This window comes from Parabacteroides sp. D25 (assembly GCF_000307475.1).
Classification (GTDB): Bacteria; Bacteroidota; Bacteroidia; order Bacteroidales; family Tannerellaceae; genus Parabacteroides; species Parabacteroides distasonis.
This window is the reverse complement of sequence record NZ_JH976503.1, coordinates 255,270-278,436: the sequence shown is the minus strand read 5'-3', so window position 1 is coordinate 278,436 and position 23,167 is coordinate 255,270. Positions and strand designations below refer to the sequence as shown.

Here is a 23,167-nt window from a genome sequence, read left to right as displayed (position 1 = left end):
CGTTATAACTGTTTGCTGAAATCTTCACAAATATGCTCATGCTTTTTGATCATATAGAGCAACATCGAGTTTAATACGGTCAGCTCGAATACGAAATACAGCCAAGGCATGTCGATGAAAAGGCTGACAAACAAAGCGATCACCCGGGTATTGAATGATAGCATATTCGTATATTTCATTAATGGCAGGCTCTGTGTTCGAAAAGCCTTACGGAACCATTCCGGCGCTTGTCCGTTGTATTTCTCACGGATGATGTTCATCATGTGTTGGAATTTAGGTGTCCATGCTTCTTGACCTACCGTATAATTAATGTAGAAGGTCTCGAACAATTTATAGATAAAGTCATGTTTCCAACTCATCTTCTTATAATTCTCCTTCAATTGGGGAGAGTGGGAGAGCTCGCTACCCGATTTACCTTTCAAGAACAACAAGTGAATATTGCGATAATAATCCGCCATGGCCGCTTGCTTGCTATGGAAGAATCCCGTCGTAGCCGCCAATAGCCAGATCCATATTCCCCATTCCGGCGTGAGGCGTAAGCAGATTGCCGCGTAGATAGCGATAAACCAGAAATCGCCGGCGGCACCGTCCAAGATACGTCCCAAGGCACTTTTCTGTCCGGTCATACGGGCCAATTGTCCGTCTGCGCTATCATATGAGTTTGCCCAGATTAACAGTAACATGCCGATCACGTTGATAGCGAGGCTCTGGAAATAGAAACAGATACCTGCCGCTATGCCGATAAAGATGCTGGCGATCGTGATACTATTGGGCGATACCCCCAATTTATTAAAGAACAAAGCCCATTGGTAGCCAATAGGACGATAGAAATGAATATCGATAAACTCCTCGGTGTCCAAAGATTTTAAGGTTGACTCCAGACTGGGAGTAGACTTAGTCTCACTCATGATTGATTTTGTTAAAACGATTTAGATGTGTTCTCGCATAAGATCCCAGATACGACGTGCGATGTTTGGAGCCGCTTCTTCCCGGCAAGGGGCGAAACTAGGCCAATCATTGAAATCGATAATTCGCATGACACCATCCTCGGAGACGATGCAATCTCCCCCGTAAATATGTATGCTCAATACCTCGGCTGCCTTGTGGCAGAGCAGACGAAGCTGCGCTTCGTCGAAGGGGATCCCCTTCGCTGTACCATTGATAACTTCTAAACCAAATTTACTATGATGCATGTTCGATGGATAGAACCAATAAAAGAAATCGGTTCCAGCTACCCCGTAAAATTTCACCAAATCGCCTACCAGATGCTCATTGATTACCGCCGACGGGATACCACGGATGGCGTATTCCTTCAGTATGCTTCTCGCCTCTTCCGGATTTCTTACGTAGGTGACGTCTTCCCTATGAATGGCGTGGAAATCTCCCCGTTTGATCCAGCAATTAAAGAAACCGGCTTTTTCTAGGGCTTCTGTCGGATCCTCATCTGTCCGTAAGATTAAGCTTTCCGGATGGGAGATATGGTTGGATAATAGGAGGCGGGTCATTTTCTCACGGGTACAATTCTCGATCCCGTAACCTGAGTTCACCACGAAATAATTTTTATCCTCTAGTTCTTGCAGCTTATGGATGGACTTCCAGTCTCTTACCATATTAAAGATACCCTTTTCTTTCGGGTCTTGCAGCAGCAGATCCGATTCGATATATTCGTTTACATCGCATCCCAATTTTCGTAAATGCTGGGCTGTCAAGGCGAAGATCGCTGCGTCGTTGCCGATATGATTGGGGGAGAATTGATTTCCTCTGCGGATACCTGCTAAAGTTAATTTACTCATTGTTAGACAGTATTCTTTATGACTTTAAAAATGATTCGGCTTTCAAAATGTCATCGGCGTGATCCACGTCGATGATCTTGCTGAAAGGATAGGCCTTTAGCCTCAACCCCTCGGCGATGAGCTGCCGTTGATAATTGCGCATTCTCGACATTCCCTGCGAGATGGCGTTGTTCAATACACCCAGAGCCGGACGCCTCAAGCAATAGATACCTCCCGATATGTAACGGCAATCACCGTCTGCCTGATCTAGGAAATTCCGGATGTAAAGTTCGTTGTCTGTTTCTACATATAAGGGTTTCTCGTCATCAATAAAATCAGTGACGGCCATCAATCCGTCCAGTTTATCCTCTTGGATGAACTGTTGGATATAGCCGCTGAACTCTTCTTCCTTGAAGATCGTGTCTACAGTAGTTAAACAAATCTTATCACCGTCCAGATAATGACTCAGCTCGTAGAAGCTGTGCATAGAGCTGGGGGTGGATTTTACCAATAGGTAAAAGGGTATAGGTAGTCGCAGGGCCTTCAGGTAATCCTGTACCTCGGTCATCTCCTCGTTTACGATGATACTGATAGAGGTTGCGTTATTTTTCAAAAAAACGTCTATCAACCGGTCTATCAGAGCGACACCGTTGAGTCTAACCAGAGGCTTTGGCCACTTAACACCTTCTTGCGCCAAGCGGGAGCCTTCGCCGGCGGCAATGATCGCGTAATCCATAACTTTTATTAGTTCAAATAATAATTTTGCAAAGTTACGAGATTTCTGAGATAGTTTTAGGCTATATCGTTGATATAATTGGTCAAAATTTCTATAAATTAGGACTATTTGACTAGAACAACAAAGACGTTATAAAGAGCTTGAATGTTTTTTTGAAAATAATTATCGTTTTATAGTTGCTAATTCAAATAGAATGCTTTCCTTTGTGCCATGAACAAAAGATAGTTTGTATAGCTCTTTTATCTTTTAGCATTTATTCATCAGCGATGATAATACTTTCTTTTAGAGATTGACTTCACCAACCATCCTTGTTTTATTATTAATTTTTATTTTTTTTATATCATTTTCGTATGAATATTTACATTGGAAACCTGAATTATCGGGTAAGAGAATCAGACTTACAACAGATTCTGGAAGAGTATGGTGTTGTAGACTCAGTTAAAATCATTGTTGACCGTGACACAAAACGTTCTAAGGGCTTCGCTTTCGCTGAGATGCCTAACGCTGCAGAGGCTCAAAAAGCTATCGAGGAGTTGAACCAAGCTGAGTACGAAGGTCGTCAGATGGTTGTTAAAGAAGCTATCCCTAGACGTTAAATTTTAGAAGAAAGAGATTTTTAAAATAAGACGAAAAAGCGGGGAAACGAGGTGAAAACTTTCGTTTCCCCGCTTTCTTTTTTCAGTGTATTTTGTTTATGTTCGCGAGAAATTTTAAGAGTGATGAAGAATATAGGTGTTAGGAGTTTCATTGTGGGTCTTTGCTTGATGGGATTGGGGAGTTGGTCTCCCTCGCTGAAGGCGCAGATCGCGGATCGTGTCTATAAGACGGATTATCATATCGACCCGGAGAAGGCCCGGGAGTTGTCCGTAGAGTTGGATAATATTAGCTTCTTCAAGGATAACGAGTATACGGGTAAATTTACCAAAGGGTATTCGTTGCCGGGGCTTTGGGTACAAGGCAAAGCGGTTTATTATCCCTTGCGGAATATCAAGTTGGAGGCGGGTGTCCATATGTTGATCTATCATGGGGCGAATAAATATCCGAGCATGGCTTATCAGGATATCGCTTATTGGAAGGGAGACCAATACCAAAAAGGGGTACATGTGTTGCCCTATTTCCGGGCGCAGATGGCTCTCTCGGATCATGTGAACATCGTGCTGGGAAATATTTACGGCGCTTCCAACCATAATTTGATAGAGCCTCTTTATAATCCGGAATTGAATTTGACCTGCGATCCCGAGGCGGGCTTGCAGTTGTTGTATGACTCGAAGGCTTTCGACTTGGATGTGTGGGTGAACTGGCAGAGCTTTATTTTCCGGGAGGATGTGCATCAAGAGGCGTTTACCGTCGGGATCTCTTCACGGGTAAAGTACAACGACCCGGCTTCCCGTTTCCATTTCTATACGCCGGTGCAAGGATTGGTGCAGCATAGGGGAGGCGAGATCGACACGATCTTCAACAATTCCGTGCAAACCTTGATGAATGGTGCGATCGGTGTCGGAGGTGTATGGAATACCGGACATCGTATTTTCAAGAACTTGAACGTGGAACTGGATGCTACCGGTTATTATCAGCAAGCGGGAGAGATATGGCCTTTTGACAGCGGATATGGCTTGTATGCCCGTGCTTCCGCCGATATCTATGATTTCCGGGTGAAAACGTCGTATTGGACCTGCGAGGATTTCATCTCTATGTTTGGTAGCCCGTTTTTCGGGGCGGCCTCGATGATTGATGAGGGGGTTACGTTCGACCGTCCGCAAATGATCTATCTGGGGGTGGAATATTCCCGGCAACTAGCGAAGGGTTTCTCGATAGGGGTAGATGTGGACGTTTTTCATCATCTCTCCGGAGATATGAATGATGCGGATGGAGTAAAACAACCGATGGGAAGCGCCACGAGTTTTACGGCAGGGGTTTACATGCGTATCAATCCGTCTTTCTTGATTAAAAAATTCTGATCATTACCTTCATACATAAACACAGTAGTATTCGATTGTGAATACTACTGTGTTTTTCTATGAATACTATTGTGTTCAGCCGTGAATACAATAGTGTTTTTATTCAATTACTAAATCAATCTTTTTCAGTGTCTTATCGTCCGAGGAACCTCCATATAGGATTTGGTATTTACCCGGGCGAACCTCCATGGTCTGTGTATTGTCATTGAAGGATTGGAAAGCTTTCGGTTCCAATTGGATGCTAACCGGTTGTTCGCTGCCAGCCTTCACGTTCACACGTTTGAATGCTTTCATCGCTTTTAGCGGTCCGGCGGGATCGTTCGGGTTCTTGATGTAGATCTGAGCGACCTCGTCACCATCCATCTTGCCTGTATTGGCGATATCGAAGGAGAGGGTAACCGATTCGTTGGAAGCGATCTTATCCTTTGACAACTTAGCGTTCTTATAATCGAATGTTGTATAGCTCAAGCCATAACCGAACGGATAAAGCGGAGTCTGCGTCATGTAACGATAGGTACGGCCTTTCATGCTGTAATCTTGGAAGTCCGGAAGCTGGTCTACGGATTTATAGAACGTGATTGGCAAGCGTCCGGCCGGGTTATAGTCTCCGAATAAAACGTCGGCCACGGCTGTTCCACCTTCTTGTCCGCCATACCAAGCGTTCAAGATAGCGTTTACATGATCGTTCTCCCAATTCAACGCCAATGCGCTACCCGTACATACCACGTATACCACAGGCTTTCCGGTGGCTACCAAGGCTTTGACCATCTCCTTCTGTACGGCCGGGATCTCGATATTCGTGCGGTCGCCTTTCCGGAAACCTTCAGCGTCTACCGGCATTTCCTCACCTTCCAGACGTGGAGATATACCACCTACGAATACGATGACATCAGCGTCTTTAACCTTGCTGGCCGTAGCTTGGAAATCTACGGGTGTGCGTACGCCTACCGTAAAGTTCAGGTCAGCGCTACCCGTGCGTTGCATATATTCGATCTTTATGGGATATTTCTCACCTTTCTTAGCGTTTAGCGTATAGAGTTTTTCCGCTCCATATTCGTTTTCCCATACTTCGGCGACTTTAGCCGTATCGATATACAGGCGGAATGCGTCGTTTCCGGATAGTTTGAACTCGACCGGACCATCTATCGGAGACTCGAACTCGCCCGTAAAGCGAGCCGTGAAGTTTGTCAAGTTTACGTTCGGGGCGAATTGGGTGTTACCTCCGGTGGTATAATGAAGCTCTTTCGCTAATCCCTTGTAGGCGGGGGTACCCTCGAACTCGGTATTGTTGAAGAATTCGGAGGCGAAGCCTTGTCCCGCCGTGGAAGATACGTGGCTACCTAGGTCTGTCACGACAAAATCGGCGGTATGGTTGCAACCCAGCTCGTAGATAACCTCTGCGTTCGGGACTTTATTGCGGATACCTTCCACGATCGTGACGGTCTTGGTCGGGAAGCCGTTGTAGTTGGCCCATAGCATGGTCGAGTCCGCTGCGTTCGGTCCGACTACGGCGATCTTCTTGATATTCTTGTCCAGAGGAAGCATATTATTCTTGTTCTTCAACAAAACGATACTTTTACGTGCCATATCCAGTGCCTTGGCGATATGCTCCGGGCTCTCGACTACGCTGTAAGGTATTTTAGAATAAGGAACCCGCTCGTCCGGATCGAACATACCTAGCTCGAAGCGACCTTTCAGCAGGCGGCGTAAGGATACGTCCAGATCTTTCTCCGAGATCTTACCGTCGGCCAAGGCTTTGTTTAGCGCACGGTAGCTACCGCCACATTCTAGGTCGGTACCGTTCAATACGGCGTCGGCGGATGCGCTCTCAGCGTCCGGGTGCGTCTCATGGCGAGGCGTATTTTTGTCTTTTCTCCAGAAATCATCGATAGCACCGCAGTCGGAGAGGATGATATTGTCGTATCCCCAGCTATTACGCAAGATATCGATCAATAATTTGTCGCTGCTACAGCAAGGTTTGCCCTCAAAACGGTTATAGGCGCACATTACCTCTTGTACATCGCCCTCCTTAACCAATGCCTCGAAAGCTGGAAGATACGTCTCGTACAGATCACGAGGAGTAGCCTCTACGTCAAACTCATGACGGTTCCATTCCGGACCGCTGTGTACGGCGTAATGCTTGGCGCAAGCGTGTGTCTTGTAATAATTCGGATCATCACCTTGCAATCCACGGGTTACGGCTACACCCATCTTCTCGGTCAAGTAAGGGTCCTCTCCATAAGTTTCCATACCCCGTCCCCAGCGAGGGTCACGAAAGATATTGATATTCGGGGTCCAGAAAGTAAGACCTTTGTAACGGTCGTACTCCTTGTCCTTTTGGTATTGATGGTATTTGGCACGGGCCTCATCGCTGACCATCGTGAAGGTCTCGTGAACGGCGTTATCATCGAAGGTAGCCGCCATGGCGATCGCTTGCGGGAATACGGTCGCACGTCCGGCACGAGCCACGCCGTGAAGAGCCTCGTTCCACCAGTCGTAAGTCGGGATTCCCAAACGCTCGATGGCGGGGGTTACGTTCATCATTTGGCCGATTTTCTCCTCCGGTGTCAGTCGGGATAGTAAGTCGTCGATACGTTCTTCCAAGGGAAGATCCGGATTCCGGAAAGGGTAATCTTGTTGTTTTTCACTACAAGAGGCGGTGAGTAGGAGGGTGATCATCGCTACTGTCAGTTGTTTCATTTTCATGTTATTAAATTTTAGATATTGTTTATCTTACATTATTACTTATTGTAAACTATTTTAAGATAGATCGTTATCTTTGATATTGATGGAGCAAAACTACGATTTTAGAAGCATTTTTTCAAACAGGAACACTTAAAATAGGTTACTTTAGTGGTTATTCATTTAAAAGCCCTATTTTTGCCGTAACAGATTAAAACACGAAAGAATGATGAAGAAGTATCTATTTTTGTTACTAATAGGGGCCGCTAGCCTGACGGCCTGCGGAGACGATGACGATCCCGTTGTTCCGGAATTGAATAAGCTAACGAAAGTTTCTTGTTATAAAGACGGAGCTTCAAGCCCGCTTTTTACCGCTGATATCAATTATACGAGCGATGGCAAGATCTCAAATATAAATTTGGGAGTGGATAAGTTATTGTTCATTTATTCGGATGGTAAATTCTCTGTCACAGGCATTCATTCCGGTGAGGTTATAGAGGAATATACGTTAAGCGGAAATGTAATTACAAGTAAGAAGATCTCTCAAGAGAATCCATACGCCAGCAACGAGATCTATGTAAGCGATGAATATTCCTATCGTTATTCAGGCTCGAATTGGGTGTTGACTTCTTGGAATGCCCGTTGGCCGAAAGAGTTTGGGACGGGATACGAGGAGAGAAGTTATCCGGAGTACGAGAAATATACATGGGAGAACGGCAACGTGGTTCTATATGCCCAGTCATTGGATAGCCGGGAGATGAGGTACGAGTATAGCGTGGCGGAGGCTCCTAAGAACTTCCCTCTGCGAGTGATCGGTTCTTTCTCGCCGGTTGGCTTTGAGTCTGTAACACCTCTGAACTTGTTATATGGTATCCAAAACCGGAATCTTCCGATCCGTGCCTACACCTATACGATCCCTAACCAGAGCGAGGTGAAAGCTGAGTACAAATACACCTATACCACCGTGGGAGATTATATAACGGGTATGACTATCGATGAGAATGACGGAGGAACCGCAAGCTCTTATAAGTATACTTTCGAGTATAATTTCGCCGTGAAGTAAGGAGACATGCCTTGTTTGGTTTAATTAACATACACATATGCAGCATTTCCGCCCTAAAACGCATTTCTAATTTTATAGAATTAAAAGGTTGATTAGTTTAATTGATAAACTTAGAAAGGAAGTATTATGAACGGATTCTTTAATTTTAGGAAATTAGTTGTAGGTGTAATGGCGGCTACTTGTTTTATGGGGTTTCAATCTTGCTTGGACGATGATGATGATTATCCTTACAGTAAAGTGTTGCCGAATGCGTTGGTGACGGTTAAGCCGGTCGATGATGGTTCATATTTTCTTCAATTGGATGATAGCACGACCTTGTTGCCTGTCAATATGACCTCTTCTCCCTTCGGGCAGAAGGAGGTGAGAGCGTTGGTGAATTTTGACGAGACGAACGAGTCTAGCGGAATTTACAGCAAGGCCGTAAATATTAATTGGATCGACAGTATCCTTACAAAACCAATCGCTCCGGATTTGGGGGTGACTAGCAACGATTCGATCTATGGCTCCGACCCTGTGGAGATCGTGAACGATTGGGTTACCATCGCCGAGGACGGATATCTGACACTCCGTTTCAGGACGATCTGGGGAGACCGCAATAAGGCTCATTTTGTAAACCTACTGACAGGCAAGGACCCGGAGAATCCTTATGAGGTAGAGTTCCGCCATAACGCTTATGGCGATGTATATGGCGCATATGCGGATGGACTGGTCGCTTTTAAATTGGATAGCCTTCCGGATACGAATGGTAAGACGGTTAAGTTGAAATTAAAATGGAAGTCATTCGATGGCGATAAGTCTGTGGAATTCAATTATTGTTCCCGCAAGTCTACTCCGGCAAAAGCATCTATAGCTGCCGAGAGAAGCGCCTTAAATTTGAAATAGGTCGGTTTGATCGTTTAAATAGATGGGGATTTGGCAGGGAGTGAATCTCCCTTGCTTTTTGAAAGTTCTTTCCTAGTGATAGGGAAGGACTTTTTTTATGGATAGAAACAAAAAAGGACTCTAAGAAGAGTCCTTTTTATTCGTGGGCAGTGATGGATTCGAACCACCGAAGGCGAAAGCCAGCTGAGTTACAGTCAGCCCCATTTGGCCACTCTGGTAACTGCCCATTCCAATATGTTTTCTTGAGCCTCTTGTCGGATTCGAACCAACGACCCCGAGATTACAAATCACGTGCTCTGGCCAACTGAGCTAAAGAGGCATCTGTTATTCGTTTGCGGGTGCAAAGGTAGTAATAATATCTTACGATGCAATAGCTGGAGGCATTTTTTTTCAAAAGGGAACGAAAAAAACCGTCCGGGAAAACTCTCGGGCGGCTCTTCTCTACACGTAACTTACATCAAATTAAATCAATATCTCTTACCAACGGTTTCCCAGTCGATAATCCTCCACAATGCGTTCAAATGATCCGCACGGCGGTTCTGGTAATCCAGATAGTAAGAATGCTCCCATACATCGAATCCCATGATCGGAGTCAATCCCTTAACGACCGGGTTACTACCGTTGGGTTCTTTGGTAATTGAAAGTTTGCCGTCTTTATCTTTAGCCAACCATACCCATCCTGAGCCGAACAAGCCTGTACCGGCGGCCACGAACTCTTTCTGGAAGTTCTCGAACGATCCCCACGTAGACTTGATAGCCTCGGCTAGCTTACCCGTAGGTTCGCCACCTCCGTTCGGGGAGAATTGGGTAAAATATAGATTGTGATTCAATACTTGGCCGGCATTGTTGAAAATGGCTCCGTCAGACTCACGAACGATCTGCTCCAGCGGAGCGTTCTCGAATTTCGTGCCCTCAATCAGCTTATTAAGGGTATTTACATAGTTCAATAAATGTTTTCCGTAATGGAAATCAATTGTTTGTTTGCTGATAACTGGTTCTAAACCGTCGTTTGCGTACGGTAACTGGATTAACTCGAATTTCATAACTTCTTCTTTTTTATCTGTTATTTGACTATTTGTGATCATTAATAATAAACTTAAACATAATGTAAGCATTGTCTTCTAGTTTTTTATGTTGATTTACTATATAAACAGAGCCGAGGGGATGAAAGTTCTGGGTTCGGTGATGATTTTTTAGTGAAAATATGTTTGCGGCTAAAGTTTTATAGGGAAAACTATGTGTTATATATCGCAAAAGTTTCTATTTTTGTGCGCTCTTAAGCTTTTATTAATAAGTAAAACATATTTGTAGATGGTAAAGAAAGTTGGGAATTTAATTCCAAACACCTTTTTTATTACAAAAGGAAGTGGCGAATCAGACTTGGAGAAACACGCTGGTTCTTACCACATGGCTCTTTATGACGCCGGTATCTCTGATTTTAATATCATGACGTATTCGTCGGTGATACCCGCTACGGCACATCTGGCAACCATGGATGAACTAGACCTTCCTCCATTTGGTTCGGAAATGAAAACGATCATGGCTGTATCCCATGGATATCAGGATGAGTTCGTGTCTGCTGGTGTGGTTTACGCATGGATGTATAAGGATGAGAACTTTGATGAGAAGGTTGGTGGCCTTGTGTGTGAGGTCAGCGGACGTTACCGCATCGAGGAGCTTGAGTCTCGTCTGATCCGTGTTATTAACGATCTTCATCAGAAGACGTATGGGAAGTATTATCTTGGAGAGCTTAACTTTATCACCGAGGGAATTACGATCGAGAAACGCTATGGAACGGCGTTGGCCGCCCTTTGCTTCGTGGATTTCCTTCAACCGGAGATCGAGGAATAAGTCGTGTTGAGTATTTTTTGTGATATTTATAGAGCCGGTTCCTTTCAAGAGCCGGCTTTTTTGTTAACTTTGAGCAACAAAAAACATATAAATATTGTTTTCGTGATATGAAAAAGATAATTAATCCGTGGGAAGGGCTGGACGGTTATATGTGTTTCGGTTGCGCTCCGAACAATCCGCTGGGGCTGCATATGGAGTTTTTTGAGGATGGTGACGATATCGTGGCGTTCTGGAAGCCGCAAGGTACTTACCAAGGATGGCTACGTACGTTGCACGGAGGTATACAGACTACGCTGATGGATGAGTTGGCCGGCTGGGTGGTCTTGAGGAAGTTGCAGACCTCCGGGGTGACCTCACGCCTCGACGCCAAGTTTATGAAGAGTATCTCTACGGACGAGCCCCAACTGACGATACGGGGACGGATGACAGACCGGAAACGGAACGCCATCTTCATAGAGACCGAGATCTATAACTCGGCGAATGAGTTGTGTACCCGTGCCGAGATGGTTTATTTCATCACCCCGCAAGAACGTGCGATGGAGGAGTTTGGTTTTTGCGGGTGTAAGACTGAGGATGAACATTAGTATAAATAAAAAGAAAAGTTAGGTTATTATGAAGTATGTTGGGGCTCACGTGAGTGCGGTCGGTGGGGTTGAGAATGCCCCCGTTAATGCCCATGAGATCGGTGCGAAGGCTTTTGCCCTTTTCACCCGGAATCAGAGGCAATGGAAGTCGCAGCCGTTGAAGGCGGACAGTATCCATTTATTTAAGGAGCGGTGTGAAGCGTACGGTTACGATCCGGGATGTATCTTGCCGCACGATAGCTATTTGATCAATCTGGGGAACCCAGACGCCGAGGGATTGCAGAAATCCCGTGACGCTTTTCTGGACGAGATGACACGCTGCGAGCAACTGGGACTGAAAATGCTGAATTTCCATCCCGGAAGCCATTTGGGGAAGATGGAGGTGGATACCTGCCTGTCTCGCATCGCCGAGTCGATCAATATCACGTTGGCTCAGACGAGTGGCGTATGTGCCGTGATAGAGAATACGGCGGGGCAAGGCTCGAACTTGGGATATACCTTCGAGCAGATCGCCTATATTATAAATGAGGTAGAGGATAAGAGCCGGGTAGGAGTATGCCTCGATACGGCGCACACGCTTGCCGCCGGTTACGATATAAAGACACCGGAGGGGTTTGCCGAGACATTCCGTCATTTCGACGAGGTGATCGGCTTTTCTTATTTAAGAGGTATGCATCTGAACGATTCCAAAAAAGATTTGGGATCGCGTGTGGACCGGCACGAGAGTATCGGTAAAGGCTTGATGGGCCTTGATACCTTCCGCATGATCATGGCGGACCCCCGTTTCGACAATATGCCCTTAATCCTAGAGACCCCGGACGAGGCGCTTTGGCCGGAGGAGATACAGCTTCTATATAAACAATTAAAATCTTGATTATATGTTCATTTTAATGCCTGTCATTTTTGTCTTAGGAATCCTCGCTATTGCCTTGGAGGATAAGATCAAAATAAATAAAGCGGCCATAGCGTTGTTCATGGCTATCTCTATGTGGATGATATTGATGTTCGATGCCTACAATATTTTCGTCGAACGCTCCAGTACGATCTTTCAAGAGTTCTTGACCCAGAATCCGGAGATGGCCAGCTTGCCCCCGCATGAGCAATTTATTAATTTTATATCGAACCGTGCGATTGTTTATCATTTAGGAAACGTCTCCGAGACGCTTTTCTTCGTGATGTGTTCCATGTTGATCGTGGATATCGTGGATAAGCATGGTGGTTTTAGGGCCGTGACCGGGTATATCCGTACGCCGAATAAACGTAAGCTGTTGTGGTATATAAGTTTCGCTACTTTTTTCTTCTCTGCCTTGTTGGATAACTTGGCGGCCGCTATCGTGATCATGGCGGTGTTGCGTAAGCTGGTACCGGATCGTACGGATCGTTTGAAATATGCCTGTATGGTGATTATAGCGGCGAACGCCGGTGGCTCATGGTCGCCGATTGGTGATGTGACGACCATCTTGCTTTGGGTCGGAAAGAATATCTCGGCGATGCACCAGATCTCTCACGTATTTATCCCCGCTTTGGTTAATATGTTGGTGCCGTTGACGATCGCCCATTTCTGGTTGTTCAAGAAAGGATCTACCTTGCGTGTGTTGAGCGAGGAGGAGCAAGGCGACGAGTACATACCAGAGATACCGAACCGCTCACGTCGGATGATCTTTGTGATCGGCGTGCTTTCCTTGGCGTTGGTGCCTGTCTTCCAGATGGTGACGAACTTGCCGCCGTTCTTGGGCGTCTTGCTGGGATTGGTGATCCTTTGGTTCTATACGGATTTGATGTATAGCAAGCTGCACATGCATGAGTCCCAGAAACTCCGTATTTCCCAATTGTTGCCGAATATCGATTTGGCTACGATTTTCTTTTTCTTGGGTATCTTGATGGCCGTGGGAGCGCTGGAGACCTCCGGGCAGTTGGGTATCATGTCCGCTTTCTTGGATAAGCATGTACATGAGCCGTATCTGATCAGCTTCGTGATCGGTGCCTTGTCCTCCTGCGTGGATAACGTAGCCTTGGTAGCTGCTACGATGGGTATGTACCCGATCGTGGAGCAGGTGGCCGACTTATCGCCTTACGCACAGTTCTTTGTATCGGACGGTGGTTTCTGGACCTTCTTGGCTTATTGTGCCGTGACGGGGGGTAGCATCTTGATCATTGGTTCGGCCACGGGCGTTACGGTAATGGGATTGGAGAAGATCGATTTTATGTATTATACGAAACGGTTCTCTATCTTGGCGTTGATCGGCTATTGTTGCGGCGCCGGTGTATATATGCTTTTATTTGCTTAAAACTTTATTTATATGAAGAAGAGTTGGATTTTATTAACCGCTTGCGCCGCCCTGTTATCTGGGGTGGAGGCTATCGCCTGTACCGGTTTGCTGGTGGGCAAGAAGGCTTCGACAGACGGTTCGGTAATGATTAGTTATGCGGCGGACTCGCATTCCCTGTATGGGGAGATGTATCGTTGGCCCGCCGCTACATGGCCGAAGGGCGCCATGTTGGAAGTGAAGGAATGGGATACGGGAAAACCGCTGGGCAAGATCGCCCAAGTGGAGAATACCTATTCCGTAGTGGGTAACATGAACGAGCATCAGGTGGCTATCACGGAGAGTACGTTCGGCGGACGCCATGAATTGGTGGATACGACGGGTATCATGGATTACGGTAGCTTGATCTACATCGCTTTGCAACGTTCCAAGTCGGCCCGTGAGGCGATCAAGGTCATGACGGACTTAGTAAAGGAATATGGCTATTACAGCAGTGGCGAGACGTTCTCTATCGCCGATAAGAACGAGGCTTGGGTGATGGAGATGATCGGTAAGGGACCGGGTAACAAAGGTGCCGTTTGGGTAGCGATCCGCATCCCGGACGATTGTATCTCGGCGCATGCCAACCAGTCCCGTATCCAGCAGATACCGTTTGACGATAAGGAGAATTGCATATACTCGCCGGATGTGGTTTCTTTCGCCCGTGAGAAAGGATATTTCAAGGGAAAGGACGCTGATTTCAGTTTCGCCAAGGCTTATTGCCCGTATGATTTCAGCGCCTTGCGTGGATGCGAGGCTCGTGTATGGTCTTTCTTCCGTAAATATGATACCACGATGGATCAGTATACGGATTTTATCAAGGGTGATCCTTCCAAGGAGCCGATGCCTCTGTATGTCAAGCCGAATCGTAAGCTTTCCGTTCAAGATGTACAGAATGGCATGCGCGACCATTACGAGGGAACGGATCTGGATATGACGAAAGATGCCGGTGCCGGCTCGTATAAGGTTCCTTACCGTTGGCGGCCGATGACGTTCGAGGTAGACGGGCAGGAATATACGAATGAACGTGCCATAGCGACGCAACAAACGGGCTTCGTGATTGTTCCACAAATGCGTAACTGGTTGCCGGACGCTATCGGTGGTATCTTGTGGTTTGCCGTGGACGACGCTGATATGGCGGTCTTCACTCCTGTATATGCGTCGGTAACGGATGTTCCGGAGTGCTATCGGGTGGGAAACGGCGATTTGCTGAACTTCTCTTGGACTTCCGCTTTCTGGATTCATAACTGGGTGGCTAATATGGCTTACCACAAATATAGCTTCATGATTCAGGATATCCGTAAGGTACAGCAGGAGTTGGAGAATGGTTATCAAGAGACCGTACCGGCTATCGATAAGGCGGCTCAGGAGTTGTATGCCAAGGACCCGGCGGAGGCTGTCAAGTTCTTGACGTGGTATAGCACGACTAATTCAGACTCCGCTACCGCCCGCTGGAAGCAATTGGGTGAGTATTTGCTGGTAAAATACATCGATGGAAACGTGAAGAAAGAGGTGAACGGACAGTTCAAGCGTAATCCGTACGGCCAGCCCGCATCTCCCGATTTTCCCGGATATGACGAGGACTATTACCGTAGCATCGTGAAGAGTGCCGGCGATCGACTGAAAGTAAAATAAATACCAATAATAATCTAATGTTGAACTAAACGAAAGAAAGCGTATGAAAAAGTTTGTAATGATGCTGATGTTAGCAGTCTTTAGTCTGGGAGCTTATGCGCAGACGCAGCAAGGACAATCTGCCGTGGGATTTAACATCGGTTATGGATTCGATTCGAAGAATGCCACGTTAGGAGTTGATTACCGCTATTGTATCACGGATGCGGTACGTTTGAGCCCGTCTCTTACTTATTTCGTAAAGAATGACAATCACAGCACTTGGGCGATCGACTTGAATGCTCATTATGTAGTGAAGTTAAGTGAGATGTTCGGTTTTTATCCATTAGCGGGGCTTAGTCTGTCCTTTTGGAATTGGGATGCGGGCCATGGCCTTTCTCATAACGAGACTCGTCTGGGAGCCAATATCGGTTTAGGCGGTGAGGTTTATGCTACCGACAATCTTTCGATAGGATTGGAGGTGAAGTATAATATCATCAAGGATTTCGATCAGGCCATGCTGGGCGTTCGCGTAGGATATAGTTTCTGATCCCAATATAGTGACAGCCCCACGGCAGTACTGCCGTGGGGTTACACCAGTATTGCTTCCGGCTCTCGCCGATACTGGTGTAGCCCATTGCCAGTACAGGCGTTTCCTTTATTCCTTCATTCCTTCACCGGCTCCTACACACACACGCACGTATACGCATACGCGTATTATTAATGTACGCATACATGTGTGTGGGTGTGTGTAAAGGGGTAGGTGAAGGAATGAAGGAAATAATCATTTCCTTTTTCTCGATTGCTTACCATCTCAAATAATCCTCGAACGTGACTTTCTCGAAATTGGGGATTACCTCATATACTTTATCTCTTAAAGATTCCGCCGGATTCGTCGTACTTAACCCGATGACACGCATCCCTGCGTCCTTCCCGGACTGTATGCCGTTGAAAGAATCCTCGAATACGATACAATCCTCGGGAGATACGTTCAAGTCTTTCGCCGCCAATAGATAACACATCGGATCGGGCTTACCTTGCGTGATGCGGTCGGCGGTCACTAGGGTATCGAATAGATTGTCCAGATGTAGAAGCCCGAAAGCCCGTTTCACCTTCGCGTTATCCGAGCTGGTAACCAAGCCTATCTGTACGCCGTGCTCCTTCAGCATACGGATGAACTCGATGGAGCCGGGCATGGGAGGCAAGGGCATCGTCTTCTCATACTCTGTAGATTCTTTGGTCACCATTTGGCGGAACTCCTCCGTATATCCGGAAAAATACTTCTCCAGAATATACGGTAGGGTCGTACCCTTTATAATATCAGCGAAATTATCGATACCTAAGCCATAACGTTTAGCGGCATCGTTCCAGAATAAATCGTAAATAGGTTCCGTATCTACTACTACGCCGTCAAAATCGAACAAGGCGGTCTTTAGTTGTTTCATATAAATAATCATTTAATATTTATATCGCGAAGATACGTCTATTTTTTATGAAATCAATTATCTTTGTGGACGCACACATAGCTTGATTATATATATATTAAAAATAAATAAGACATGAAGACACTAGTAATTTGTACCGCCATGAGCGCTATGATCCTTTGCGCCTGCGGTGGAAAAAACACGCAAAGCACGGAAGAGACAGCTAAGGTAGTACCGATGGCCGTAATTACACCGGCGATCAATCAATTGACCGACCAAGAGAAAGCCGAGGGTTGGGCGCTCCTTTTTGATGGTAAGACAACGAAAGGCTGGCGTGGAGCGCACAAAGACGCTTTCCCGGATCACGGATGGATGGTGAAAGATGGCGAATTGATCGTGCAGAAATCCGACGGTAGCGAGTCTACGAACGGAGGCGATATCGTTACGGAGGGTGAATATTCCGCTTTTGAGTTCAGCGTGGATTTTAAGATCACCGAAGGGGCCAACAGCGGTATTAAATACTTCGTGACCGAGCAAGAGAAGCAAAAAGGCTCCGCTTACGGCTTGGAGTTCCAGCTATTGGATGACGCTAAGCACCCGGATGCCAAGCTTTACACGACTTTCCCCGGTAGTCGTACCCTTGGAAGCTTGTATGATCTGAAGAAAAGCGAGAACATCCATTTCAACGGCGTAGGAGAGTGGAATACGGCCGTGGTGAAGGTATTCCCGAACAACCACGTAGAGCACTGGCTGAATGGTGTGAAGGTATTGGAGTACGAGCGTGGCAGCAAGGAGTTCCGTGATTTGGTGAAGGGCAGTAAATACGCTGATCCATCTTATAATGCGGGTGGTGCTTTCGGCGAGGCTCCGAAAGGACACATCCTTTTGCAGGATCATGGGGATGAGGTAGCGTTCCGCAATATCAAGGTGAAGGAGTTGAAATGATCGCCTCGTGACTAATTTTTCGTAACAAAAGAGTACCGATTTAAAAAAAGTTGTTACTTTGCGGCGAATTTAGACTACTAACTTTAAAAGATAACAGACAAATACCATGATTTGGAACGAAACTATTGAATGTATGGACCGTGAGGAAATGCGGAAACTACAGAGCCTACGGTTGAAAAGAGTTGTTGAACACGCTTACCATAACTCCCCGTTTTATCGTAAGAAAATGCAGGAGATGGGCATTACTCCCGACGATGTACAGACAATAGATGATATAACGAAATTACCGTTCACGGTAAAACAAGACTTGCGTGACAATTATCCTTTCGGCTTGATGGCCGTGCCGATGTCCGAGATTGTCCGTCTACATGCCTCTTCCGGTACGACAGGTAAGCCTATCGTCGTGGGATATACCCGTAAGGACTTGGGTATTTGGGCCGAGGTGGTGGCTCGTTGTCTGACCGCCTATGGTTTGACAAAGAACGATTCCGTGCAAGTATCCTATGGTTACGGAATGTTTACCGGAGGCTTGGGTGCCCATGCCGGAGTGGAGAATATCGGTGGTACGGTGATCCCGATGAGTAGCGGTAATACCCAGAAACAAATCCAGTTGATGCACGACTTCGGTGCGAAGGGTTTGGCTTGTACGCCCTCGTACGCCTTGTATCTGGCGGAGACCATCCACCAGTCCGGTATTCCCTTGGAGGAATTCCAGCTACGTGTCGGAGCGTTCGGTGCCGAGCCTTGGACGGAGAATATGCGTAAGGAATTAGAGACGAAACTAAATATCAAGGCTTACGATATCTATGGCTTGACGGAAATCTGCGGTCCGGGCGTTGGAGGCGAGTGTGAGTGCCAGAACGGTACCCACCTGTGGGAAGACCATTTCTTCCCGGAGATCGTGGACCCGAATACCTTACAACCGGTGGAACCGGGACAAGTAGGAGAGTTGGTCTTCACCACGCTTACGAAGGAGGGTATGCCGATGCTTCGTTACCGTACACGTGATTTGACCTCGCTGACTTACGAGAAGTGCGCCTGTGGACGTACGGCGGTTCGTATGGGACGTATTTTAGGTAGAAGTGACGATATGTTGATTATTCGTGGCGTAAATGTTTTCCCGTCTCAGGTAGAATCCGTAATTTTGGAGCTGCCGGAGTTCGAGGCGCATTACCTGATCGTGGTGGATCGTATGAACAATACCGATACTTTCCAGATACAGGTGGAGGTTCGCCAAGAATACTACTCGGACGAGATGAACAAGATGATCGCCTTGAAAAAGAAGATCGCCGCCCGCATGCAGAGCGTGATCGGTTTGCAACCGGACATCAAGATCGTGGAGCCGCGTAGTATCGAACGTAGTATGGGTAAGGCAAAACACGTGATCGATAAACGTAAGTTAGTATAACCTCTAAAAGATTAAGTACTATGTTAATAAAACAATTATCAATCTTTCTGGAAAACAAGAAAGGCCGTTTTACGGAAGTCGCCAAGATATTAGGGGAGGCAGGGGTCAATATGTCCGCTTTCACGGTAGCCGAGAATTCCGATTTCGGTATCCTTCGCCTAATCGTATCCGATACGGAGAAAGCGATATCCGTGCTTCGTGAAAAGTTATACGCTGTAAGCGTGGCCGACGTGGTATGCTTGCATTGTCCCAACCAGCCGGGAGCCTTGGCAAAGGCGATGGATATCATTACCTCGGCCGGGATCTTCATTGAATATATGTACGCTTTTTCTCAAGGCGACGCTGCTAACGTGATCATCCGTCCGGACGATGTCAATAAGTGCGCGGAGGTTTTGAAAGCGAATAAATTGGAATTGATCGCTGCTAGCGATTTATATAAGTTGTAAATATTAACGTTTTGGGTTTCATTTATTCGCCTAAAAGCACTAATTTTGCACGCTAAAAGTATGTGAATGAAAAAGGTTGTATTTTTACTGATGATGATGACAGTACTATTATCCTCTTGTGGAGAGTATAATAAGATACTGAAGAGCACGGATTACGAATTGAAATATTCGTACGCGAAGAAATACTTCAACGCGAAGCAATACTCGAAATCCGCTACTCTGCTGGATGAACTGGTTACAATCTTTAAAGGAACAGCTTATGCCGAGGAGTCCTTGTACTTGTTGGCGCAAAGCTATTACGGTCAGAAAGATTATCAGACGGCTTCGCAATACTTCGAGACCTATTATACGACCTATCCGAAAGGGGAGTTTACGGAATTATCCCGTTTCTATTCCGGTTATGGTTTGTATCTGGACTCTCCGGATCCCCGGTTAGACCAGTCGCAGACGTATAAGGCGATCGAGCAGTTGCAACTTTATTTGGAGTATTATCCGCAAAGTGAACGGGCCGAGGAAGCGCAGAACATCATGTTCGAGCTTCAGGAGAAGTTGGCTTACAAGGAATTGATGGCCACCCGCTTGTATTTCAATCTAGGTACCTATATGGGGAATAACTTCCAGTCTTGCGTGATCACGGCGCAGAACGCCTTGAAGAATTACCCGTATTCCAAGTATCGTGAGGAATTCATGTTCCTTATCATCCGTGCGAAGTACGAGTTGGCGCTAGTATCCGTAGAGGAGAAGTTGCAGGGCCGTTACCGGGATGTGGTTGACGAGTATTACAACTACATGAACGAGTATCCGGAAGGTAACTACGTAAAGCAGGTAACGAAGTTCTACGACTATGCCAGCAAGCGAATTACAGATGCATATTAAGCGAATTTAATCAATAAAACGAAAATGGATTACAGAAAATCAAACGCTCCTACCAATACGGTAACCCGTGACATGATGAAGTTAAGTGAAGAAACGGGTAACGTATATGAGACAGTCGCTATCATTTCAAAACGGGCGAATCAGATTAGTGTTGAGATGAAACAAGATCTGGAAAAGAAACTTCAAGAGTTCGCTTCTTACAATGACAACTTGGAGGAAGTCTTTGAAAACCGTGAGCAGATCGAGATTTCACGCTACTATGAGAAACTTCCGAAATCAACGTTGATCGCCGCTCAAGAGTACGAGGATGGCAAGGTTTATTACAAGAATCCTGCTAAAGAGAAGAATAACTTCTAAGAAGAAATATTTTTGAACATCGGAAAGGCTGACCCTCAAATGAGTCGGCCTTTCCATTTAAAACGAACTAATTACCATGTTACAAAGAATACAAACTGTTTACCTGCTAATTATCGTGGCGCTTACGGTCGCTACCTTATTCTTGCCGTTGGCCGTGTTGCAACAAGGAGACGCCCTCTTCTCGTTCGATGCTAGCGGGTTGAGCACGATGATCGGTGAGCCGGAATTACTATACCCGGCGTGGGGCTTATTTGCCTTGACTGCTATCATCGCTATCATTGCCTTGGTAACGATCTTCTTATATAAGAAAAGAATCCTGCAAATCCGTCTTTGCGTGTTCAACGCATTGCTGATATTGGGCTTTTATGGTTTCTTTGCCTTCTTGATCTATTCCTTGAAGGGGGATATGGAAGGTGCCAGCGTAAGTGTTAAGATCGCTCTTTCCTTCCCGTTGGTCAATCTGATCTTGGATTATCTGGCGATCCGTAATATCGGGGCCGATGAGGCGCTGGTACGTTCTTTGGATCGTTTGCGTTAAGGCTTTCCGGATAAATCATTGGGTAAAAGATATTAGGTAAGGGACTCTTTTTGTCAAGGGTCCCTTATTTTATGTCCGGAAAAGTATAATACATAAGACAATATTATTTTGTATATGAAACAATATTGTTTTTCGGTGAAATATATCTACTTTCGTAGAATACAAATATCCGTTGCCTATCATGAAGAAGACTCAGTTTATTCCCATCGCTTTATTGTCGGTATCGGCGGTAGCGAACGCCCAGAGTGCCAGTCGTCCCCCGAATATCATCCTGTTCTTGGTTGATGATATGGGATGGGAGGATACGTCCTTACCTTTTTGGATCCAAAAGACGCATTATAATGAGGTATATGAGACCCCGAACATGGAGCGATTGGCGAAAGGGGGCATGATGTTTACCCAAGCCTACGCTAGCAGTATCAGCTCGCCTACCCGTTGCAGCTTGATCACGGGGACGAATGCCGCCCGTCACCGGGTTACGAACTGGACACTTTTTAAGGATAAGACGACTGACCGGGAGAGTGATGTGCTTACCCTGCCGGATTGGAATTATAACGGCGTGGCTCAAGTGAGCGGGACGAATAATACGTTTGTGGGTACTTCATTCGTGCAGATATTGAAGAATAACGGATATCATACGATCCATTGCGGCAAGGCGCACTTTGGGGCGATCGATACCCCGGGGGAGGACCCGCATCATTGGGGATTCGAGGTCAATATAGCCGGGCATGCCGCCGGAGGTCTCGCCAGTTACCTCGGCGAGAATAATTACGGGCATACCAAGGATGGTAAACCTTACGCTCCGAACGCTATCCCCGGATTGGAAAAGTATTGGGGAAGCGACACCTTCGCTACGGAGGCCTTGACGCAGGAGGCGATCAAGGCGTTGGACAAGGCTAAGAAATATAACCAGCCGTTCTACCTATATATGTCACATTATGCGATCCATATCCCGATTGATAAGGACAAGCGTTTCTACCAGAAATATATCGATAAGGGGTTAACGGCTAAAGAGGCGGCTTACGCTGCCTTGATAGAGGGTATGGATAAGAGTCTGGGCGATTTGATGAACTGGTTGGAGAAGAATGGCGAGGCGGATAACACGGTCGTGATCTTCATGAGCGATAACGGCGGTCTTTCCAGCGAGCCCGGATGGCGTGACGGAGAGATCCATACGCAAAACTATCCCTTGAACAGTGGTAAAGGCTCCGCCTATGAGGGAGGAGTCCGTGAGCCTATGATCGTGCGTTGGCCGGGGGTGGTGAAGCCGGGAAGCAAATGTGATAAATACTTGATTATCGAGGATTTCTATCCAACTATCTTGGAGATGGCAGGCATAAAGGGGTATAAGACTGTACAGCCGATAGATGGCGTCAGTTTCATGCCTTTATTAAAAGGTACGGGAGATCCTTCCGTGGGACGTAGCTTATTCTGGAACTGCCCGAATATATGGGGTAATGACGGGCCGGGAATCGGTCCGACTTGCTCGGTTCGTAATGGAGACTGGAAACTGATCTATTATTACGAGACGGGGAAGAAGGAATTGTTTAATATCCCGGAGGATATAGGGGAACATAATGATGTGGCAAGGCAGCATCCCGATATCGTAAAGCGTCTGTCCGGGGAATTGGGTACGTATTTACGGAAAGTGGACGGGCAACGTCCGTCGTTTAAGGCGACAGGTAAACCGGTTCCTTGGCCGGATGAGATATAATAATTAAAAAAAGA

Annotated in this window: 23 protein-coding genes and 2 tRNA genes; 17 read left to right on the top strand and 8 right to left on the bottom strand. The window is 46.3% G+C overall.

Going from position 1 to position 23,167, the window contains the following annotated elements; genetic code table 11:
• Positions 1-2: 2 nt before the first annotated feature.
• Genes HMPREF0999_RS11760 through HMPREF0999_RS11750 form a run of 3 tightly spaced genes read right to left on the bottom strand, consistent with a single transcriptional unit; the run spans position 3 to position 2,508 of the window.
• A complete protein-coding gene (locus HMPREF0999_RS11760) occupies positions 3-908 on the bottom strand; it encodes a CDP-alcohol phosphatidyltransferase family protein (RefSeq protein WP_009275989.1) in 906 nt (301 codons plus the stop codon).
• A gap of 21 nt (positions 909-929) precedes the next feature.
• The gene (locus HMPREF0999_RS11755; protein WP_008780551.1) at positions 930-1,793 is read right to left on the bottom strand and encodes a hypothetical protein; all 864 of its coding nucleotides are present in this window, start codon (positions 1,791-1,793) and stop codon (positions 930-932) included.
• A 16-nt stretch (positions 1,794-1,809) separates the two neighbouring features.
• On the bottom strand, positions 1,810-2,508 hold the full coding sequence (locus HMPREF0999_RS11750; protein ID WP_005856716.1) for an NDP-sugar synthase: 699 nt from the start codon (positions 2,506-2,508) through the stop codon (positions 1,810-1,812).
• Between the two features lie 350 nt (positions 2,509-2,858).
• Here HMPREF0999_RS11750 and HMPREF0999_RS11745 point away from each other — a divergent pair, with 350 nt between their 5' ends.
• Complete coding sequence (locus HMPREF0999_RS11745; RefSeq protein ID WP_005856718.1) at positions 2,859-3,104, top strand: RNA recognition motif domain-containing protein; 246 nt, start codon at positions 2,859-2,861, stop codon at positions 3,102-3,104.
• 123 nt (positions 3,105-3,227) lie between these two features.
• A complete protein-coding gene (locus HMPREF0999_RS11740; RefSeq protein ID WP_005856720.1) occupies positions 3,228-4,466 on the top strand; it encodes a hypothetical protein in 1,239 nt (412 codons plus the stop codon).
• A 99-nt stretch (positions 4,467-4,565) separates the two neighbouring features.
• Here the strand turns inward: HMPREF0999_RS11740 and xyl3A are convergent, their stop codons facing one another.
• Positions 4,566-7,172, bottom strand: coding sequence for a xylan 1,4-beta-xylosidase (gene xyl3A, locus HMPREF0999_RS11735; RefSeq protein WP_009275988.1), 2,607 nt, complete (start codon positions 7,170-7,172; stop codon positions 4,566-4,568).
• Between the two features lie 205 nt (positions 7,173-7,377).
• On the opposite strand from xyl3A, the gene HMPREF0999_RS11730 reads away from it, so the two are divergent.
• Together HMPREF0999_RS11730 and HMPREF0999_RS11725 are read left to right on the top strand one after the other, a co-directional pair.
• Positions 7,378-8,211: a DUF5032 domain-containing protein gene (locus HMPREF0999_RS11730; RefSeq protein WP_005856724.1), complete on the top strand. Its 834-nt coding sequence runs from the start codon at positions 7,378-7,380 to the stop codon at positions 8,209-8,211.
• A 126-nt stretch (positions 8,212-8,337) separates the two neighbouring features.
• Positions 8,338-9,093: a NigD-like protein gene (locus HMPREF0999_RS11725; RefSeq protein ID WP_005856726.1), complete on the top strand. Its 756-nt coding sequence runs from the start codon at positions 8,338-8,340 to the stop codon at positions 9,091-9,093.
• A gap of 143 nt (positions 9,094-9,236) precedes the next feature.
• On the opposite strand, the gene HMPREF0999_RS11720 is transcribed toward HMPREF0999_RS11725, so the two are convergent.
• From HMPREF0999_RS11720 to HMPREF0999_RS11710, 3 genes are all read right to left on the bottom strand, one after another.
• Positions 9,237-9,319, bottom strand: a tRNA-Tyr gene (locus HMPREF0999_RS11720).
• 19 nt (positions 9,320-9,338) lie between these two features.
• Positions 9,339-9,412: transfer RNA gene (locus tag HMPREF0999_RS11715), tRNA-Thr, on the bottom strand.
• 148 nt (positions 9,413-9,560) lie between these two features.
• Positions 9,561-10,208 (bottom strand): superoxide dismutase, encoded by a 648-nt coding sequence (locus tag HMPREF0999_RS11710; protein WP_005856728.1) that lies wholly within the window; start codon positions 10,206-10,208, stop codon positions 9,561-9,563.
• A 196-nt stretch (positions 10,209-10,404) separates the two neighbouring features.
• Here HMPREF0999_RS11710 and HMPREF0999_RS11705 point away from each other — a divergent pair, with 196 nt between their 5' ends.
• The 6 genes from HMPREF0999_RS11705 (at position 10,405) to HMPREF0999_RS11680 (ending at position 15,995) form a co-directional block, all read left to right on the top strand.
• Entirely contained in the window at positions 10,405-10,944 is a 540-nt protein-coding gene (locus HMPREF0999_RS11705) for a pyruvoyl-dependent arginine decarboxylase (protein ID WP_005856730.1), read from the top strand.
• A gap of 107 nt (positions 10,945-11,051) precedes the next feature.
• A complete protein-coding gene (locus HMPREF0999_RS11700) occupies positions 11,052-11,528 on the top strand; it encodes a PaaI family thioesterase (RefSeq protein WP_005856732.1) in 477 nt (158 codons plus the stop codon).
• A 28-nt stretch (positions 11,529-11,556) separates the two neighbouring features.
• Positions 11,557-12,402: a deoxyribonuclease IV gene (gene nfo, locus HMPREF0999_RS11695; protein WP_005856734.1), complete on the top strand. Its 846-nt coding sequence runs from the start codon at positions 11,557-11,559 to the stop codon at positions 12,400-12,402.
• 4 nt (positions 12,403-12,406) lie between these two features.
• Positions 12,407-13,816, top strand: a complete 1,410-nt coding sequence (nhaD, locus tag HMPREF0999_RS11690; RefSeq protein WP_005856736.1) for a sodium:proton antiporter NhaD — start codon at positions 12,407-12,409, stop codon at positions 13,814-13,816.
• Between the two features lie 12 nt (positions 13,817-13,828).
• A complete protein-coding gene (locus tag HMPREF0999_RS11685; RefSeq protein WP_005856738.1) occupies positions 13,829-15,469 on the top strand; it encodes a dipeptidase in 1,641 nt (546 codons plus the stop codon).
• A 43-nt stretch (positions 15,470-15,512) separates the two neighbouring features.
• On the top strand, positions 15,513-15,995 hold the full coding sequence (locus HMPREF0999_RS11680) for a porin family protein (RefSeq protein WP_008772096.1): 483 nt from the start codon (positions 15,513-15,515) through the stop codon (positions 15,993-15,995).
• Positions 15,996-16,251: 256 nt separating this feature from the next.
• On the opposite strand, the gene HMPREF0999_RS11675 is transcribed toward HMPREF0999_RS11680, so the two are convergent.
• Entirely contained in the window at positions 16,252-16,890 is a 639-nt protein-coding gene (locus HMPREF0999_RS11675) for an HAD family hydrolase (RefSeq protein ID WP_005856741.1), read from the bottom strand.
• A gap of 114 nt (positions 16,891-17,004) precedes the next feature.
• Between HMPREF0999_RS11675 and HMPREF0999_RS11670 the strand changes: the two genes are divergently transcribed.
• The 7 genes from HMPREF0999_RS11670 (at position 17,005) to HMPREF0999_RS11640 (ending at position 23,153) form a co-directional block, all read left to right on the top strand.
• On the top strand, positions 17,005-17,814 hold the full coding sequence (locus HMPREF0999_RS11670; protein ID WP_005856744.1) for a DUF1080 domain-containing protein: 810 nt from the start codon (positions 17,005-17,007) through the stop codon (positions 17,812-17,814).
• Positions 17,815-17,920: 106 nt separating this feature from the next.
• The gene (locus HMPREF0999_RS11665; protein WP_008772099.1) at positions 17,921-19,222 is read left to right on the top strand and encodes a phenylacetate--CoA ligase family protein; all 1,302 of its coding nucleotides are present in this window, start codon (positions 17,921-17,923) and stop codon (positions 19,220-19,222) included.
• Positions 19,223-19,242: 20 nt separating this feature from the next.
• Positions 19,243-19,668 (top strand): hypothetical protein, encoded by a 426-nt coding sequence (locus HMPREF0999_RS11660; protein ID WP_005856748.1) that lies wholly within the window; start codon positions 19,243-19,245, stop codon positions 19,666-19,668.
• Between the two features lie 66 nt (positions 19,669-19,734).
• Positions 19,735-20,544 (top strand): outer membrane protein assembly factor BamD, encoded by an 810-nt coding sequence (locus tag HMPREF0999_RS11655; protein ID WP_005856750.1) that lies wholly within the window; start codon positions 19,735-19,737, stop codon positions 20,542-20,544.
• Positions 20,545-20,568: 24 nt separating this feature from the next.
• Positions 20,569-20,901: a DNA-directed RNA polymerase subunit omega gene (locus tag HMPREF0999_RS11650; RefSeq protein WP_005856752.1), complete on the top strand. Its 333-nt coding sequence runs from the start codon at positions 20,569-20,571 to the stop codon at positions 20,899-20,901.
• Positions 20,902-20,977: 76 nt separating this feature from the next.
• Positions 20,978-21,439: a DUF4293 domain-containing protein gene (locus HMPREF0999_RS11645; RefSeq protein ID WP_005862150.1), complete on the top strand. Its 462-nt coding sequence runs from the start codon at positions 20,978-20,980 to the stop codon at positions 21,437-21,439.
• 181 nt (positions 21,440-21,620) lie between these two features.
• Positions 21,621-23,153, top strand: a complete 1,533-nt coding sequence (locus HMPREF0999_RS11640; protein ID WP_009275987.1) for a sulfatase — start codon at positions 21,621-21,623, stop codon at positions 23,151-23,153.
• Positions 23,154-23,167 lie beyond the last annotated feature (14 nt).